This window comes from Chryseobacterium hilariae, from assembly GCF_051400735.1.
Taxonomy (GTDB): Bacteria; Bacteroidota; Bacteroidia; order Flavobacteriales; family Weeksellaceae; genus Chryseobacterium.
This window is the reverse complement of the sequence record NZ_JBLFFJ010000002.1, coordinates 582,065-598,068: the sequence shown is the minus strand read 5'-3', so window position 1 is coordinate 598,068 and position 16,004 is coordinate 582,065. Positions and strand designations below refer to the sequence as shown.

General features: G+C 36.2%; 12 protein-coding genes and 1 pseudogene. 5 read left to right on the top strand and 8 right to left on the bottom strand.

Annotated features, from left to right (window positions below):
- Positions 1 to 272 precede the first annotated feature (272 nt).
- Together ACMGDK_RS09480 and ACMGDK_RS09475 are read left to right on the top strand one after the other, a co-directional pair.
- Complete coding sequence (locus ACMGDK_RS09480; RefSeq protein ID WP_436807711.1) at positions 273 to 671, top strand: hypothetical protein; 399 nt, start codon at positions 273 to 275, stop codon at positions 669 to 671.
- A gap of 27 nt (positions 672 to 698) precedes the next feature.
- Complete coding sequence (locus ACMGDK_RS09475) at positions 699 to 1,475, top strand: toll/interleukin-1 receptor domain-containing protein (protein WP_436807710.1); 777 nt, start codon at positions 699 to 701, stop codon at positions 1,473 to 1,475.
- A 77-nt stretch (positions 1,476 to 1,552) separates the two neighbouring features.
- On the opposite strand, the gene ACMGDK_RS09470 is transcribed toward ACMGDK_RS09475, so the two are convergent.
- The 4 genes from ACMGDK_RS09470 to ACMGDK_RS09455 all read right to left on the bottom strand — a co-directional run bounded on the left by ACMGDK_RS09470 (position 1,553) and on the right by ACMGDK_RS09455 (position 5,283).
- Positions 1,553 to 3,487: a hypothetical protein gene (locus tag ACMGDK_RS09470; RefSeq protein ID WP_436807709.1), complete on the bottom strand. Its 1,935-nt coding sequence runs from the start codon at positions 3,485 to 3,487 to the stop codon at positions 1,553 to 1,555.
- Between the two features lie 5 nt (positions 3,488 to 3,492).
- Positions 3,493 to 4,017 carry a type II toxin-antitoxin system antitoxin SocA domain-containing protein gene (locus ACMGDK_RS09465; RefSeq protein WP_436807708.1) on the bottom strand — a complete coding sequence of 175 codons (525 nt, stop codon included), beginning with the start codon at positions 4,015 to 4,017 and terminating at the stop codon, positions 3,493 to 3,495.
- 224 nt (positions 4,018 to 4,241) lie between these two features.
- The gene (locus ACMGDK_RS09460; protein WP_436807707.1) at positions 4,242 to 5,168 is read right to left on the bottom strand and encodes a hypothetical protein; all 927 of its coding nucleotides are present in this window, start codon (positions 5,166 to 5,168) and stop codon (positions 4,242 to 4,244) included.
- Positions 5,158 to 5,283 carry a hypothetical protein gene (locus tag ACMGDK_RS09455; RefSeq protein ID WP_436807706.1) on the bottom strand — a complete coding sequence of 42 codons (126 nt, stop codon included), beginning with the start codon at positions 5,281 to 5,283 and terminating at the stop codon, positions 5,158 to 5,160. The genes ACMGDK_RS09460 and ACMGDK_RS09455 overlap by 11 nt, the downstream gene beginning before the upstream one ends.
- Before the next feature lie 124 nt (positions 5,284 to 5,407).
- On the opposite strand from ACMGDK_RS09455, the pseudogene ACMGDK_RS09450 reads away from it, so the two are divergent.
- Together ACMGDK_RS09450 and ACMGDK_RS09445 are read left to right on the top strand one after the other, a co-directional pair.
- Positions 5,408 to 6,109, top strand: a pseudogene (locus tag ACMGDK_RS09450) (YifB family Mg chelatase-like AAA ATPase); the annotation flags it as partial.
- 345 nt (positions 6,110 to 6,454) lie between these two features.
- Positions 6,455 to 9,556 carry a non-ribosomal peptide synthetase family protein gene (locus ACMGDK_RS09445; protein ID WP_436807705.1) on the top strand — a complete coding sequence of 1,034 codons (3,102 nt, stop codon included), beginning with the start codon at positions 6,455 to 6,457 and terminating at the stop codon, positions 9,554 to 9,556.
- Between the two features lie 77 nt (positions 9,557 to 9,633).
- Here ACMGDK_RS09445 and ACMGDK_RS09440 read toward each other — a convergent pair whose 3' ends face one another.
- Both ACMGDK_RS09440 and ACMGDK_RS09435 read right to left on the bottom strand, forming a co-directional pair.
- A complete protein-coding gene (locus ACMGDK_RS09440; protein WP_436807704.1) occupies positions 9,634 to 10,110 on the bottom strand; it encodes a YdeI/OmpD-associated family protein in 477 nt (158 codons plus the stop codon).
- A gap of 71 nt (positions 10,111 to 10,181) precedes the next feature.
- Positions 10,182 to 12,392, bottom strand: coding sequence for a S46 family peptidase (locus tag ACMGDK_RS09435; protein WP_436807703.1), 2,211 nt, complete (start codon positions 12,390 to 12,392; stop codon positions 10,182 to 10,184).
- Between the two features lie 86 nt (positions 12,393 to 12,478).
- Here ACMGDK_RS09435 and ACMGDK_RS09430 point away from each other — a divergent pair, with 86 nt between their 5' ends.
- Positions 12,479 to 12,913, top strand: a complete 435-nt coding sequence (locus tag ACMGDK_RS09430; RefSeq protein ID WP_436807702.1) for an META domain-containing protein — start codon at positions 12,479 to 12,481, stop codon at positions 12,911 to 12,913.
- A 112-nt stretch (positions 12,914 to 13,025) separates the two neighbouring features.
- Here ACMGDK_RS09430 and ACMGDK_RS09425 read toward each other — a convergent pair whose 3' ends face one another.
- Both ACMGDK_RS09425 and ACMGDK_RS09420 read right to left on the bottom strand, forming a co-directional pair.
- Positions 13,026 to 13,451, bottom strand: coding sequence for a hypothetical protein (locus ACMGDK_RS09425; protein WP_436807701.1), 426 nt, complete (start codon positions 13,449 to 13,451; stop codon positions 13,026 to 13,028).
- 6 nt (positions 13,452 to 13,457) lie between these two features.
- Positions 13,458 to 16,004, bottom strand: a complete 2,547-nt coding sequence (locus tag ACMGDK_RS09420) for a beta strand repeat-containing protein (protein WP_436807700.1) — start codon at positions 16,002 to 16,004, stop codon at positions 13,458 to 13,460.

Below are 16,004 nucleotides of genomic sequence, written 5' to 3'. Positions count from 1 at the left end.
AATTTAAAAATTAATCTCTTATGAAACACTCCTTAAGTGAGAGCCTAAATCAGTACACTTTTTGCTGACGATTTACACTGTACAAGATTTTAGCAGAAGAAATAGGGGCAGATGCCAATTTAGCACTTGCACCCAACCACGTTTATATCAAACATAACATTAAATCTATTGGATGGTTTAATACGGAGCTTACAAGTGGTATTTTCCCGATTGATGCGTGGTTGTCAGCTTCGGGATTCATTCATTTGGATGCCATTAAAAATGGAGTATTTATGAAAGCCCTGAACAACAAAGAAAGCCTTGCATTATTGCTGGTAGATTTAGCCACTGCCTACAATAGGAGTTTTCCAGATAATGATGGAAGTTTTGCTTTGAAATGTGCAGAAAGAGCAATACAAATACATCCTTATTTGGCTAATGCTTTACTGTTACAGGCTGAAACCCACACAAAGCAATTTCAAAAAATCATGAAAGACCAGAATACAAAAGATATTCAGGCTACAACATTAAACAATCCAAGGGCTAAAGAACTGTTTGAATTGATGAATAAAGAATACAGTCATATTCATAAAATAGGCTACCGCAGTATGCCTGAAGAAATGTATTTAGACTGGTTGGTGTCTCTGAAAACTGAAAGATCAAAATATGAAGATACAAGATTTCAGAAATGACTTTTACAATTATTTAAATAAACTAATATGAACGAAGAAAAAATTATACAACAAGAAGCTCAAGAGTTTTTAGAAAACAGTAATTTATTAAATCCTAATATTAATAGTAGTGATAAACTTTCGTCATTAAAATCTAAACTCTATGATTTTTATAGTTCCGAACACAAAGCCATTTTTTTAGATGAATTAGAGGTGTCTTTAAAAAAATATTTGCAAGATCATAGAGATAGATCACACGGAGGGCAGCCAAAAGAGGATTGTGCAATAGAAGAATCGGCAGAAAAATTATTATTCTATATCAAGCAAGAATTAAATACATTACCAAAGATTGTACATCAAAAAAATGAAATTAGTGAAAATCCAAAAAGAGAAAAAGTTTTTGTAAGTTATAGTCATTCAGGTTCCTCTTTTTTAATTGATATAAAAAGACATTTCAAGCCTTTCTTAGAGAAAATTGATTTTTGGGATGATAATAATATTAAGCCAGGTCAAAAATGGAAAGAAGAAATAAAACAAGCAATGTCAAAGGCAAAAGTTGCAATTTTATTAGTGAGTACTGATTTTCTTGGTTCTGACTTTATTAGAAATGAAGAATTACCTGAACTTTTAAGTGCCGCAGAAAATGAAGGTGCCGTTATTTTGACTGTAATTCTAAAACCTTGTTTATTTGAGGAATTTAGTGAAATTAATATCTATCAAGCTATGAACTCACCAAGTTCACCAGTTTCAAAAATGGATGAAAACACTAAAGAAGAGCTTTATGTAAATCTTGTACGGCAAACTTTAAAAATATTATCAGAATAGAAAGCGTTTAGATGAATATTTGATGTGACAACTATTAAATAACAGGTTTTACTACACCTACAATATAGTAAAGCCTGTTACTTTTTATTTTTAATCTTATTATTAGTTTGTGAAATATTTCTTTCTTTGATCTTATAATTAAGAATTGAATCAACTTTTTTTATAGAAATTGAATCAATATTCTTTTTTAAGTTTTTATTAACAATTAATTTTTGTTTTTCAAATTGTGTTAAATTAAGATATCCAAAAAAAGATATTCCACCTAATATAATAACAGGTATATAGGCATACCATCTTTTATATAAATCTCGGGTAGAAAATAGAATTAAGGTTACAAATACTGAAAGAGCTGTTGCTAAAGAAAGCATAAATAGTAATGACTCCCAAACACTATCTATAAATTTATAGGCTGGTATTGAAGATAAAACAAATGTTATAATAGCTGTAAAAACACTTATAATTTCAATGGCTTTAAAGTCTTTTGAATCTAAATTTTTACCTAATTCTTCTATCTTTTTAATCTCATTTTTAAAATACTTTCCAGCATTATATGACAGTAACAAATTATCATATTTTTGCTTTATCTTTTTATAATCTCTTTCTGTTTTAAGAATTGGTGGGGGAAGAACAAAAGAGGATGGATAAAAAACTGTTTCTAATCCCTCAATTTCACATGAAACTAAACATTCATTATAGGGTAACATAAAAACAAAGTTAAAATTCAACTTTGCCCAATCAATATCTTTACCATACTCCTGCATTTCCTCATGACAATCTTCAATCAAGTCACTATATGCATTTAAGAAGTTGATTTTTTCATCATTTAGAATTTTGCTTTGTAGATAATTAACAAGATATTCTAAATATTTAAATCTTAAAAAATAATTGTTAACAGAACCTTTTATACTATCTCTTATTTCTTTATATTTTTCAGTAATATTATTTATATTTTGTTCTTTAGAAATATATAAAGAAAAAACATTATTTATGGCATAATTATATATGATGTTGTAAGCATATTTAGTAAAACTATTTCCATCTACAATAGTATCTGCTTTATCCTTTAAAAATAGAGCTATTTCATTTAATTTGGAAAGATTTGGCTTTACGTCTTTATAATACTTGACCAACTGATGTATTTGCAAAATAGACAAGCTATTTAAGGGACTGTTTTTATATGACGCTACTCTTTTCTTTACTATATCTTTCCAATTATTAGAAATTATATCGTATTGAGTATCAATTATGCCTACCCAATTATTTATAGTTTCATTATCACCATTAAAATCTTCTATTGTTTTTAATGTGCCTCCTTCTAAGTAATTGGAATGGTAAGGATTAATATTTTCTATTCTTTTTTTCCATTTATGTTTTAGAAAAGCAACTTTAGTCTCTACAGCTGTTGAAATATCCGAATATTCATTAATCGTTATTCTATTAATTTTTACGCCGTATTCAAAAACCTCCATTATATACTCTTTATGAGTGGTTGGAAAATTTTCTAACCTAACAACACCTAATAATGTAATAAAGTAATTGACGAATTTTTCATAATCTTCAGATAAATCACTCCCATTTATAATTTCCTCAAAATGAGGGTTTTGAGCAAATAGGTAAAAGTTTTGTTCCTCACTATACTTATCAATAATATCTTTTATAAAAATTTTATAATTTTCTATTATTACATTAATTGCATTTGACGATTCTAAAACTCTTTTTTGTATTTCATCAGAGAGTGTGTTGGCATATCGTGGAAAATCTTTAATTTCATTTTCAGCACTGTCTAACCTCGTATTAATTTCATTATTTGTAAAATATTCCCCTGAAATCAAAGAAAGACATATTTCCCTAACTATGTCACAGGTATATTTTTCGACATTAAAAATAATTAAATGAGAATGAGCTAATATTTCTGCCTCATCAGAAATAGGCTCCATAGACACGACAGTTTCTTGTAAATAGAGTTTAAAAGCGCTTATTTTACTATAAGCAACATCTATTGGCAGGTTCATAGAAATTATAAATGAAAATATTTATTTTCACTTTTAATCACTTCGTTAGGGATTGCTTCACGATATGATCCTTTAGATTTAGCCATATTAAAATAATATCTCCAAGAATACCAAGAATGGCTTAATTCCACTAAATCAAAGGAAGACATTTTGATTAAATCAGGATTCACAGATTTTAATTTTGCAATGCTTTCTGAAATTTTTGTTTTTACTTCATCTGCAAGTTCTGTAGTTTCCGTATAGTTTCCTGTTGTGCTGTAATTATTTATTGTATAAGCAGTCTTTTTTTGTTTAATATCATCATATATATCTCCTTCAACATGCCCATATGGTAAGGCATAAAAACTATCAAAAGTTGAATCAAGTAAAGAAGTGTTATCATCTTTTTTAGCTCCAATTGCTGTTGTAAAAAATAATAATTTCAAAACTTTAAGAGTGCTTAAATCGTTTTCAATACCATCTCCATAAGCCTCTCTGTACCAATTAACTAACTGGTAAACAAAATAATCAAAAGCTAATGTTTTATTCATGATATCTTAATTAAAGTTTGCAAATATACGTGTTTTAAACTATTTAAAGTTATATAAAATATTTAATATAATAACCTATCCTACAATAATTAACGTTTTTTTATTGTAATATTTAGGTTTAGCAAAAGTACAATAGCATAACGACAATACTCGTCGTATGAAAATTAATTACTGAAATGATTGGTTTTACTACAACTACACTATAGTAAAACCAATCATTCTTTTTAAAAACCAATTGCAATCGGATAAGAATTTTCACAATCCTTAAATAATTCATCAAACTTCTGAATAATTTTATTTTTAAGGTAAATAAAGGTTTTATCTAACTTCTTAGCCTTAATATAATTCTTTAATCTGACTTTACTTCTACCTTTTGTAGCATCAGAACCAAAATCTCTTTTCCAAAAGGTATATTCTAATTTATTTCCCAGATTTGCAATGTCTTCATCAGCAAGACCTTCTGTAAATCTATCATCTACAATCATTAGAAAATCAAACTTCTTTATAAAATCTTTGAATAATGCTATATTTTTGTGAGGATCATATAAATCACAAAAATTTAATATTCCAAACTTCTCTAATTCTTTTGTATTATACTTTAATTCTATTCTCAAAAGTTCATAATTAAGCTTGTTTTGTCTGCCTTTATCATAAATTTTAAAGGTGTAATTTCCAGATTTGAATTTCTTCAATACAAATCCCTTTTTATCCTCAAACATATTATGAGTTTTAAATTTATACATTAGAATGTTTTTTTCAATTATATCTTTTACATTTCTATCCAATCTAAGATTAAACCCAAACTCTAAATTGGTAACTTTAGTATCTGAAAAATCATAATCTGGGAACTCATTTCTTAATTCATCTAACGTCTGTATTAGATTACAATAAGAAAAATCATTATAATTAAATCCCTTACCTGCCTTCAAATAATTATAGTATTGATGTATAGAATTTTCAATATATGCAGTGTGAGAATGAATAACATAAACTAATGAGCCAATTTCCCCTTTGATAGGATAGTATGAAGCAGTAGAATTATCTTTTTTTATATCCTCACTATTAAGGGTTACATTGAAATTCCCTTTTTTCTTAACAAGACTTTCAAAAAAGTATTTGTCTTTAAAATAAACTCTCAAATTATCCTGCATAACTTTTATTTATAGGTTTAACAGATAATAATTGTTGATTTGATTTCCAACTGTCATTTTTGAGATAAAATTGTTTTTCTTTTTGTTGCATTTCTTTATTTTTTTTTGTCTTCATTTAGCAATTTTAGTGAGCGACTTTGAAATGACAAAAAATGTTAAAATTATTTTAATACTTTTTGTATATTTATTTGTTATATAGTAGTTTATGATATTTGTTTTTATCCCCCACATTTAATATAATAACTGATGTTGCATTAGTAGGGGGCGGAAGTTATCCACAGCCTGGAGAAATCTCACTTGCACACAACGGCGTCTTGTTTCTTGATGAGATGCCGGAGTTTAAAAGAACAGTTTTGGAAGTCATGAGACAGCCTCTCGAAGACCGGGAAGTAACGATTTCCAGAGCCCGGTTTACCGTAAACTATCCTGCCAGCTTTATGCTGGTGGCCTCTATGAACCCAAGCCCCAGCGGTTTTTTTCCGGACGATCCGGGCAATACTTCATCCGTTTATGAAATGCAGCGGTATATGAATAAACTTTCAGGTCCGTTATTAGACAGGATAGATATTCACATAGAAGTACAGAAAGTTGAATTTGAACAGCTGGCAGAAAAAAGAAAAGGCGAAAAAAGTTCAGATATCCGGGAACGGGTACTCAAGGCACGCAATATTCAGAATGAACGCTATAAAAGCCTCAATATCAGCTACAATGCTCAGATTGGTCCTAAAGAAATTGAAGCGTTTTGCAGCCTGGATGAAACCTCTCTGCATCTCATTAAGCTCGCTATGGAAAAGCTGAATCTCTCAGCAAGAGCTTATGACCGTATCCTGAAAGTGGCCAGAACTGCAGCCGATTTGGAAGGAGTAGAAAATATACTATCTCATCATATTTCAGAAGCCATACAGTACAGAAGTCTGGACAGGGAATTCTGGAATGTATAATGCTGAATTTTCAATATAGTTCTGGTACATAATTTTTATTATACTTTGGATTAAATGATGATGGTAAAATAGCATTTAAATCCCTTTTTAGGGAAATTTCTAAATTATTTATTCCCTAGTGTGGAATATTATGTTAAATTTGATTGCCGAATTTTAAAAAATATTACATTATGAAAGAGAAATCAACAAACAAAACTTGAGCAAATCAATTCTGACTGCTGATAGCATAGAATGTATAATATTCTTTGCTGTTTACTATGTACTAGGCTGTTTTATACAGGTCTAAAGTTCTGCGTAATGCAGTTCATTTGAAACTATTATCACCAAACAAAACTAAAAACTAATATGCCAAATACAATATCAACGCCGTCGGGTCAGCCCGCTGGCCTACCGGTTCTTTTATCCTCAGACGACAGAGAAAAACTTCTCAACGATTTCAATAAAACAAATTGGGACTATCACAAAAAAGAAACACTGGTTTCCCTTTTCAAAAAACAGGTGCTCCTTCATCCCGAAAATCCGGCTGCTGCTTATCAGGAAAGCAGGATAAGTTACCGCGAGCTCGATCAGAAAAGCAGTCAGCTTGGTAATGTACTGCTAGAAAAAGGAGTACAAGAAGGAATGTTTGTTCCCGTATGGCTGGATCGCTCGCTGGAGTGGTTGGTTGCCATTCTGGGTATTTTGAAGACAGGAGCAGCTTATGTGCCTATCGACCCTGCTTATCCTGTAAAACGTGTAGAATACATCCTTGCAGATACCTCAGCGGGAATACTTATTACAGATACTCCGCGGGGAAATTCACTGACGAAGGGAATTAACGCTGAAATTTTTCATCTGGATAATACAGAAAGCCTGTCTCACTTATCTGCTGAAATGCCCGATATTACTATGTCTCAGGATGCATTAGCCTATACTATCTACACATCCGGCTCAACAGGAAATCCTAAAGGGGTCATGGTTTCCCATCATAGCATTCAGCATTTGGTTACATGGCACAACCAGTACTTTCATGTTGATGACACATCACACCTTACCCTTGTTGCCGGATTGGCATTCGACATCTCTGTATGGGAAACATGGTCGGCGCTTATTGCAGGCGCTGTAATTTATATCGTAGCTAATGAAGATAGAGTAGAAGCTTCAGAGCTTGTGAATTTTTACCGTAAAAACCGGATTACCCATGGATTTACACCTTCTGTTCTTGCTCCTTCCGTTGTTGAAGAAACACGAAAGTATAGCGACCTTGACCTTAAATATCTTTTCACAGGAGGAGAAAAACTTAAACCTGTACTTACCAGCGAATTAAGTTATGAGTTAATTGATTATTACGGTCCTACTGAATGCACGGTTTATGCCACCTTCAAAAAAGTTAAAGATATGAATGGGCAATATATTTCTTCAATAGGAAGGCCAATAGCCAATGCAAAGGCTTACATTTTAGGAGAAAACAGCGAATTGCTGCCGGTAGGTGCTATAGGAGAACTGCATATAGGAGGCAATCTTTTGGCTAAAGGTTATCTTAATAATGAAGAACTCACGGCTTCAAAATTTATTAACAGTCCATTCAGGGAAAACGAAAAGCTCTACCGTACCGGTGACCTTGCCCGCTGGAAGCCGGATGGAGATATTGAATTTTTAGGAAGAATAGATAATCAGGTGAAAATTAGAGGTTTCCGCGTGGAATTGGGTGAGATTGAACGCTGCCTTGCCCGTTTGGAAGGAATACAGGAAGCTGCAGTCATTACAAAAGACCATGGAAATAATAAATATATTGTAGCCTTTGTTATAGTAAAGCCCGGTGAAAAAGCAGACGCTGCATGGGTAAGACAGCAGCTGAAAGAAGAGTTGCCCGGTTATATGATTCCGGCTCAGATCATCCATGTTGATAAAATACCACTCACGGCCAACGGAAAAACAGATACTCATCTGCTAAAGGACCTGGCGGACAAAGAGGCGAAAGAACTTATTTCTACGGAACCGCCTACCAATGAAACCGAAAGAATTATAGCAGATATCTGGGCTGAAGAACTTGAACGCCCGGTGATTAATATTACAGATAATTTCTTTGATATCGGTGGAAACTCTCTCCTTGTCGCTATAGTTGCAACTGCCCTGAATTCAAGATTTGATACCAAAGTCTATATGAGGGATATTTACCAATTTCCTGTTCTCAAGCAGCTTGCCGATGAATTGATCACCAGAGCCAAAGAAGCCCGTGAAGCAATTCCAGAAGAAGATGTAGAGCCTTATGTAGCTCTTCAGCAGGATGTTTATCTCGCTCCGGGAACTGTTTTTGCAGGTGGTTTCGATCCCAAACAACTGGAAAATCCTAAAACCATATTCCTGACCGGGGTTACAGGATTTGTCGGGATCCATCTGCTTCAGGAACTTTTAGATACCACATCAGCTGATATTTACTGCCTGGTAAGGGCTCAGGATGAATTTCATGCAACGGACAAAATTGACCGCTGCTATAAACAGTATCATATCGATAGAAAAGAAGAGCAAAAATCGAGAATCATTCCTGTAATAGGAGATCTGTCCCTTCCGTTGTTAGGGTTTTCTGAAGACCAGTTCAAAAAACTTGCAGGAATACTGGATCTTATTTACCACTCTGGAAGCTCCGTTAATTTTATAGAGCCCTATTCTTATATGAAAGCTCCGAACGTAGAAGGATTAAGAGAAATCATAAAACTTGCCGGTGCTGAAAGAACGAAGTGTCTTGCCCTGCTATCCACCATTTCGGTCTACAGTTGGGGACATGTTTTCACCGGGAAAACCGTGATGATGGAAAGTGATGATATTGCTCAGAACCTGATGTCCGTAAGTAAAGATATCGGGTATGTAAGAAGCAAATGGGTAATGGAGGCGGTTGCGGATCTTGCGGCTAAAGAAGGGCTTCCATTAATTACTTACCGTCTTGGCTATGCCATGTGTCACAGTGAAACGGGTGCCAGTGCTCCCTACCAATGGTGGTCCGGTCTTGTGAAAAACTGTGTTGAATTTAAATCTTATCCTTTACTCACTGAACTGAGAGAAGGACTGATCACAGTAGACTATATGACCAAATCTATGGCTCACATCACAAAAAATAAAGATGCGGTTGGTAAAAAGTTCAACCTGATCGCAAGACCGGAAACCAATCTTACTCTTGAAAGTTTCTTTGGACTCCTGAAGAAGTATTATCCGCTTACCCTTGAAGGTCTTCCTTACAAAGAATGGAGGAAACAGTGGGAGGATGACAGCCGGAACCGTTTATATCCACTCACCAGCCTGTTTAAAGATAATATGCATGAAGGGCTTTCCACGGTGGAATTATATCAGAATACGTATGTCTGGGACTGTTCCAATGTCATTCAGTTTTTGGAAGGCTCTGGTATTGAGGAGCCTGCATTTGATAAGAAGATGCTGGATGCGTATTTGAAGTATCTGGGAATTCTGAAATAAAACAAATTTTGAAATAATAGAGCCGGGATTATTACCCGGCTTTTTTATAAATTTCAAATTAAGAAAAATAGCTGGGTTTATATGCCTTTTTTACCCTCCAGAATCATTTCTATCATCTTAATTTTTCTGGTCTCTCTGGTTTCCGGTTTCTTAGCTTCCTCGATCCAGCGGATATATTCTTTTCTATGAGTATAGCTCATTTTGTCGAACAGAGATTTGGCCACAGGGTTTTCATTAAAAACAGAAGCAACGTCATCGGCGATTTCTACCGTTCTTTCCTCTTTGTCTTCAATAAGGCTCACAAAAACCTCATCACCAAAAGTTTTTCCCAATTGTTTTCGGATTTCCCGGGTTAGTCCCAGAATATGACAGTCAGATTTCATTTTAGCAAGGCTTCCACGGTATTCAACATTGCCATCGAATGTTGCTTTAATTTTTACCTGCCCTTTTTTGCCGAACAGCTCTTCTGTAGAATAAGGAAACTCTACAAAAGCAGCATTCATGTTGCCGTTCTGTTGTATAACTCCGGAAAACTCAATTCCTTTTTCCATCATAAAGATTTAAAGTTCAAAAATAAAAAAACCGTGAACGTAAATTCACGGTTTTAAAATTTATCAGGAAAAGATTATTTTACCTTTTTTGCTTTCTTAGGCATTTGAGTAGTTCCTGAATTTTTAGACTTTGTATCAGGAGGTGTGTTTTCTCCTCTTACAAGCTTTAATTCATCGATCAGTCTTCTTGCTCCTGCATATTTGTCGATCGTCCAAAGTACGAAACGTACGTCTACGTTGATCGTTTTCTGCCAGTCCTGTTCAAATACGATATCACCGCTTAATGCTTCGCTGTTTCCATCGAATGCAATACCGATAAGGTTTCCGTCTCCGTCAATTACCGGAGAACCGGAGTTACCACCTGTAATATCATTGTTAGAAAGGAAGTTAACAGGCATATATCCTGCTGCATCAGCATACTGTCCGAAATCCTTAAGATTATAAAGGTCGATCACTCTTTGCGGAAGATCGAATTCTTCGTCACCTTTCTTATATTTTCCTACAAGACCGGTCATATCAGTATAATAATTGTCTGTAACTCCGAAGTAATTTCTGTCAGTTCTTACAGGAAGTTTATCTACCGTTCCGTAAGTTAATCTCATTGTAGAGTTAGCATCCGGATAGAATTTTTTCTCAGGCATAGCCTTCATTAATCCAGCTAAGAATAGACGGTTGTTTTTGTTGAAATTATCATCAACTTTAGAATACTTTTCCATGCTCATTTTTTGATCAGCAACGATTCCGTTTGCGATTTTCCAAAGTGGATCAGCATCAAGTTTCAATGCATCCGGATTTAATAAGAAGTTTGTAGCAGAAGTCTTATTCGCAAAAATTGAAGAATAAGCTACATTAGAAAGCGTCTTAGAGTCCAATCCTAAAATAGTAGCAGAAGCTACCTCTTTATTGGTTACTCTTGACTGGTAAAGACCAGCCATAGAAGCAAGCATTTCTCCTTCCAGAGAAGGGTTGAAGTTTTCATAAGCTTCTTTGATTGCAGTTTCAGTTTTAGCTTTCATCGCTAATCTTCCCTGCATATCCTGAGCAGCATAAGCTTTAAGAACAGAACCTACCTGCAAAGCAAGAGTGATATATTTTGCATTTCTTGAGAACTGTGAAGCATAGTTTCTTTCAACATTTCTGTCAGAAACCTGCTTGTAATAAGCCCCGATATCTTCTAAAACACCATCATATTCTGTGTTTCCTGGTAATGCAGACCATTTTCTGTAAGTGTCTTCAATCTTTTGTTTGTCAGAGATAGTTCCGTTTTTATCTACTGCATCGATAGTTCCCTGTCTGTTTTTCCAGTAGTTAGCTACAGAAGCATATTGAGAGGCATAGTTAAGCTGAGTTGCTTTATCCTTGTCCATATACTTTTTCATAACATCCATAGCAAGTTTAGAAGCTTCCACCCAAGCCGGATAGTCTTTGTTCACCATCTGCTGAATCCCGTAAGATGTAAGATAACGGTTGGTTCTTCCAGGATATCCTAAGATCATAGAGAAATCTCCAGGTTTGATCCCTTTAAGAGAAACCGGAAGGAAGTGCTTAGGCTTCAATGGAACATTTCCTGCTGCATATTCTGCAGGATTTCCTGCTGCATCTCCATATACTCTGAATACCGTGAAGTCAGCAGTATGTCTTGGCCATTCCCAGTTATCTGTATCACCTCCGAATTTACCTAATGATGAAGGTGGTGCACCTACCAATCTGATATCTTTATAATCCTGGTATACAAAATAGTAGAATTCATTCCCATTGAAGAAATCTTTTACTACTACAGTGTATTTTCCGTTTTCAGAGTTTTCAGTCTGGATTGCTTTTGTTTCAGCATCAATCACTGCTTTTCTCTCCGCACCGGTCATATTGTTGTTTAGTTTGGAATTGATTCTCTGCGTAGCATCATCCATTCTAACTAAAAACCTTACATAAAGATCTTTTGCATTAAACTCGTCCTTTTGCTTCATAGCCCAGAATCCGTTTTTCAGATAATCTTTTTCCGGAGTAGAGGCAGCAGCTACAGCACCGTAACCACAGTGGTGGTTCGTGAAAATAAGTCCTTTGTCAGAAACAATTTCTCCGGTACAAAAACCTCCGAAGCTCACGATAGCATCCTTTAAGCTTGAATTGTTTACTGAATAAATTTCTTCAGGTGTCAAATGCAATCCTTCTTTTTGCATGTCGACACCGTTAAGTCTTTTGATGAGCATTAACAGCCACATCCCCTCATCCGCCCTCATCTGAGCAAAGCCCAATAAGAAAGTGAACAGTAGAAATAGTCTTTTCATTTTATAAAATAATTTTTGTGTCGCTAATTTACTAATTTTTACGATATTCTGTCCCGGAATGGTATGAAAATGGAAGGATAATCCCCATGAAAAAAATACTTGTATCATTTTTTGCAGTTTTACTTCTCGGAGTTGTGGTCGGCTGCTCTTCAATCCCTGAAAAAAATCCAAGCCTTCAAAGACAGTGGATGCTCGTTTCCTTTGATAAATTTTCCAAAGAGGAATTAGTCAAAAATGAGGCGGAAATAAAACTCACAGGCATAATGGAGAAAGGGAAAATAAAAGGGAGTGCCAATATGGGATGCAACAGTATGTTCTTTACTTCCGAATTTAAAACTAACGGAAAAGTAAAGATCTCAGGAGTAGGGAGCACATTGAAAGCCTGTCAGAATATGGAGCTGGAAAACGCTTTTATCCAGAAATTCGATAAAATGAGTAATTATTCCGTAGAAGGACATTTCCTTACGTTATCAGACAACAATGGGAATTCTATGAAGTTTATAGCGGCAGATTGGGATTAAGCATACTGTTTTAAAAGAATTTGAATTTTGAAGATGTAAATAGGTCATTGAAGCCGAAAATATAAAAAGTCCGCGCTGGAGCGGACTTTCTGCTTGAAATCTGGTTGTGGTATCAGTTTTTTGGAATTGTTTTCTTTATTTCTTCTAAGGTCGCTGTATTGGGCAGACCTACAACATTTCTATTGGTGTTCCTAGAATTCGCTGTACTGGTTCGGGACGTCTGTCTGTTGGGAATAGAAGCTTTTATTTCGGCTAAGGTTGCTGTGTTGGGCAGCAGTTTTCCCGAAGTGTTATTTGAATTGGAAGCTTGAGCTTTTGTGTCCTGTTTTTTTAGTTCAAGGCCTTGTTCTGAAGCCAGTGTGGTTACGTTTTGTTTTTTAGGTGCATTTTCCTGAGACGCTTTTGTCAGCTGGGCTTCCCGTTCTCTGAGCTGTTTCACAACCTGGGCCTGATCCTCAGATTCAGGAGTTTTCTTGTTTTCCTGAGCATAAACAGAGATACTTAATGCTAAAAATGTAATGATATATAGTGATTTCATGATAGTTTATTTAATGTTTACCAATACTTTAATTTTACCGGTTGAGGTTTGATCATAGTCCTGAAGCGCTTTTCCGATCACCTGTCCTATTTTTACTTTCTTAGGATTCGCTTTCATAGCGGTTCCCGGTTTTGATGAAGTTACCAAAAGATCCCCTCTTTTAATCTTACCTCCTTCAAGGCAGACCTTTGTAGGAATAACACCAATGACACCCATCGGAACTTTTCCCAAGAGTTCGGAATCAATATTTTCTTCTGTTAAAAGGACTCCAGGCTTCGTTGCATAAACTCCGGCTACAAGAGTAGAATAAGGTTTTGATGATTTTTCTACCGTACGGTCAGAATGCGTTGAAATAATTAAAATATCACCAGGCTCATATTCCGAGGAGTTTCCTTCCACATCAAATGCTTCGGCAACGTCGGCACCACTGCTTTGAGTTCCGCCATTGAAAAATCCTCTTCCCGCTTTATTGATACGGGCAACGTTTACTGAGGCGCTCTGGTATACGGAAATATTACCTGATGCCCCCTGGTGGTTAACAAGCAGGGTAGAACCGGTACCGGTAGTCGTTACAAGGACTACAGGCTGTGCGTTGGCGTTATTAAAGTTGGCGAATCTACCCGCTTTACCTGTGCCAAAATTAGGAATAAAGCCAGAAACTGCATTACCGTTTCCATCGCATGATGCTTCAATACCATCGCCGTTACCGCCCGCATTAGCAGTAATACCATTCCCGCTGCCTTCTGTGAGTGCCAATAAAGCCGGCCCACTGCCACCTGCATTGGAGGAATAAAACAAACCTCCATATCCGCCTGTGCCTGAAGAAAGACCATAAATACCGGCGGTACCGAAGTTGGCAAAAATAGAATTTACTTCCCCTTTTACGGCAGGCGAAGTCCCGGTGGTGCGATTAACCATAAAATTCCCGGCAGTACCATTTCCGACTGTTTTTACAGATATTACTTCATTCTCATTGTCTTCATTAAAAATTTCGAAACGGCCTGCACGTCCTTCCGAAAAAGTGGGTACCCATGCGTAAAGAGCATTTCCTGCTCCGTCAATATTAGTTTCAACACCGTTTCCGTCCTTACCCGCATTGGCGGTGATGGCATTTCCGTTTCCATCAGTTAAAGCAATTAATGCAGCGCCGTTTCCTGCAGGATTTGACGCGTAAAATAACCCTGCACGTCCTCCTGTTCCTGAGGAAACCCCAAAAATACCTGCGGCACCAAAGTTTCCGAAAATAGTATTCACTTCACCCCTTACTGCTGCTCCTACACTATTTGTATTGTCAACTAAGAAAGAAGCTGCATTACCTTGTGTATTGTTCGGAATATTTCCGTTACCGTTGGTTTTTACCTCAAAAGCATTAAAATCATTTGTTGCGTTAACGTTTTCAAATCTTCCTGCACGTCCTTTTCCGCTATTCAGTCCAACCTGCCCAAAAACCCCGATTGAAGTTCCGGTAGCATTGCCGCTTACAAATCCTCTTACCCCATATCCTCCGCCATCATTACGTCCTACAACAGCCCCGGCAATATCACTGGTTGTTCTTCCGACTACCGCTTCACCGGCTCCGTTATTATCACCAATGATTCCTGCAGAAGTTTGTGCAGAGGTAATACCGTGTACTGCAAAACCGCTTCCTGTAGAGCTTAACACACCCGCACCTGCACCTGAAGAAGAAACATTGAGAACCGTTCCGTTTCCAACAGTATTTGCATTCAGAACGTTGTTGTTATTGGCATTATTGAAAATAGATATACTGGCTGCAATTCCGTTATTGCTGGTAGCAGTAAGCCCTGTTCCGGTATTACTGTTGGCATATACTCCTGTTCCTCCGGCCGATGAGTTTCCGTAAACTCCAAGGCCGTTAGGAGTAACTCCATAAACGCCCCATCCGCTTCCGTTCTGGCTTCCCCAGACACCGACACCCAGACCTCCTGTTCCGTTATTGATACCCCGGACACCGCTGGAAAATCCGCCTGGTGCTGCGTTGTTTACAATACCCCGAACTGAAGCAATACTGGAAGTGGTTGTATTATTGACGCCTTCCACAGAAGCCCCATCTCCATCATTGATCAGCGAAAATAGAGTAGAGGCATTATTTACTGTATTGGTATACGGAATTGTGAAGCTTCCACCTGTTCCGCCCGCAGACTTGGCATACATGGCATAAGGAACGCTTAATAGCTGGCTTGTTCCTGCTATTGTATAATTGGTACCTCCGGCCGGGTCGGTTTCAGTTTTTAAATAATAGTTTCCTGTAGACCAGTTGATTGTTGAAAATGTTCCGGAAAGTACTGTTCCTGTTCCTATTTCCAGACTAATTAGCCCGTTGGCATTTGTACTTCCTGTAAGTCTTTCAGAATAGACCAGTGGCCCATTAAGAGAACCTGTGATTATACTTACTTTTACAGCGATATTTTGATTGGTCAGCAGCTGGCCTGCTCCGTTTCTCATGACGGCCTGGTAGCTCATTTTTTCCGGTACCTGAGCGTGTCCGAGAAAGAGACCTAGCATGATCCCCAGAGATAGTAATATTTTTTTCAT

Bases quoted from the DNA above. Each gene is read 5' to 3' on its own strand.
- ACMGDK_RS09480 (WP_436807711.1), top strand. From the start codon at position 273: ATGAAAGCCCTGAACAACAAAGAAAGCCTTGCATTATTGCTGGTAGAT.
- ACMGDK_RS09475 (WP_436807710.1), top strand. From the start codon at position 699: ATGAACGAAGAAAAAATTATACAACAAGAAGCTCAAGAGTTTTTAGAA.
- ACMGDK_RS09470 (WP_436807709.1), bottom strand. From the start codon at position 3,487: ATGAACCTGCCAATAGATGTTGCTTATAGTAAAATAAGCGCTTTTAAA.
- ACMGDK_RS09465 (WP_436807708.1), bottom strand. From the start codon at position 4,017: ATGAATAAAACATTAGCTTTTGATTATTTTGTTTACCAGTTAGTTAAT.
- ACMGDK_RS09460 (WP_436807707.1), bottom strand. From the start codon at position 5,168: ATGCAGGATAATTTGAGAGTTTATTTTAAAGACAAATACTTTTTTGAA.
- ACMGDK_RS09455 (WP_436807706.1), bottom strand. From the start codon at position 5,283: ATGAAGACAAAAAAAAATAAAGAAATGCAACAAAAAGAAAAACAATTT.
- ACMGDK_RS09445 (WP_436807705.1), top strand. From the start codon at position 6,455: ATGCCAAATACAATATCAACGCCGTCGGGTCAGCCCGCTGGCCTACCG.
- ACMGDK_RS09440 (WP_436807704.1), bottom strand. From the start codon at position 10,110: ATGATGGAAAAAGGAATTGAGTTTTCCGGAGTTATACAACAGAACGGC.
- ACMGDK_RS09435 (WP_436807703.1), bottom strand. From the start codon at position 12,392: ATGAAAAGACTATTTCTACTGTTCACTTTCTTATTGGGCTTTGCTCAG.
- ACMGDK_RS09430 (WP_436807702.1), top strand. From the start codon at position 12,479: ATGAAAAAAATACTTGTATCATTTTTTGCAGTTTTACTTCTCGGAGTT.
- ACMGDK_RS09425 (WP_436807701.1), bottom strand. From the start codon at position 13,451: ATGAAATCACTATATATCATTACATTTTTAGCATTAAGTATCTCTGTT.
- ACMGDK_RS09420 (WP_436807700.1), bottom strand. From the start codon at position 16,004: ATGAAAAAAATATTACTATCTCTGGGGATCATGCTAGGTCTCTTTCTC.